We start from the raw sequence: 1010 nt of genomic DNA on the forward strand, positions 1-1010 counted from the left end.
ATGTCCCGCTCCGGGTGGACCACGTGCTCCACGCCGAGCTGACGCAGGATCTCGCCGTGGCGGTCGTCGTTGGCCTTGGCCCAGAGCTGGTGCGTCCCGAACCGCCGCATCAGCGAGACGGTGAGGATCGAGTCGGCGAGGTCGCCGCCGATGGCGACGACGACGTGGTCCATCTCGTGGACCGAGAGCTGGCGCATCGCCTCCTCGGCCGTGCTGTCCGCGCGGACGACGTGGGTCAGCCGGCCGTTGAGCGCCTGGACGGCCTCGGCGTCGGCGTCGACCCCCAGCACGTGGCAGTCGGACTCCATGAGCTCGAGGGCGACCCCGGAGCCGAACCGGCCGAGCCCGAGGACGGCCACGGTGGGGCGGTCGCCCCGGCGGGGGGCGAACAGGGAACGGGTGAGATCAACCAATGAGGGGCCTCTCCTTCGGGTACTCGAAGTGGCGGGTGCGGTCGGTCAGGGCCAGGCTGCCGGCGACGGTGGCGGGGCCGATGCGGCCGACGAACATGAGGAGCATGAGGATGCCCTGCGCGGCCGGCGGCAGCTGGGCGGTGATGCCGGTGGACAGGCCCACCGTGCCGAACGCGGACACGCACTCGAACAGGATCTGGTCGGTCGTGAACGAGGACAGGCCCATGAGCACCATCGTGGCGACGGCGATCGCGGTCGCGGAGAGCATGATCACGGTGATCGCCTCGCGGTGCGTGGTCCGGGAGAGCCGGCGGCCGAACGCATGGACGGCGCCCTCCCCCCGGATCTCCGCGAGCACGATGAACAGCAGGACGCTCGCCGTCGTGATCTTCACGCCCGAGGCGGTGCCGGCGGGGCCGCCGCCGATGAACATGAGCATGTCGGTGCCGAAGAGCGTCACGGGGTGCATCTGCCCGTAGTCCAGGGTGTTGAAGCCGGCGGTGCGGGTCGTGACGGACTGGAAGAACGCCGCGAGCACGCGCGAGGCCGGGTCCAGACCGCCCAGGGTCCGCGGGTTGGACCACTCGAGGACGAGGT

2 protein-coding genes are annotated in these 1010 nt (G+C 71.2%); both read right to left on the minus strand.

Annotation, left to right across the window (positions count from 1 at the left end):
* Positions 1–413: potassium channel family protein (locus ACIP67_RS43500; RefSeq protein ID WP_401700302.1), on the minus strand; the 413-nt coding region annotated here is incomplete at its 3' end.
* The coding region (locus ACIP67_RS43505) for a potassium transporter TrkG (RefSeq protein ID WP_401700305.1) at positions 406–1010 on the minus strand (605 nt) is incomplete at its 5' end. The genes ACIP67_RS43500 and ACIP67_RS43505, both read right to left, overlap by 8 nt.

The sequence above is a fragment of the Streptomyces sp. NPDC088812 genome (genome assembly GCF_044750285.1).
Lineage (GTDB): Bacteria > Actinomycetota > Actinomycetes > Streptomycetales > Streptomycetaceae > Streptomyces.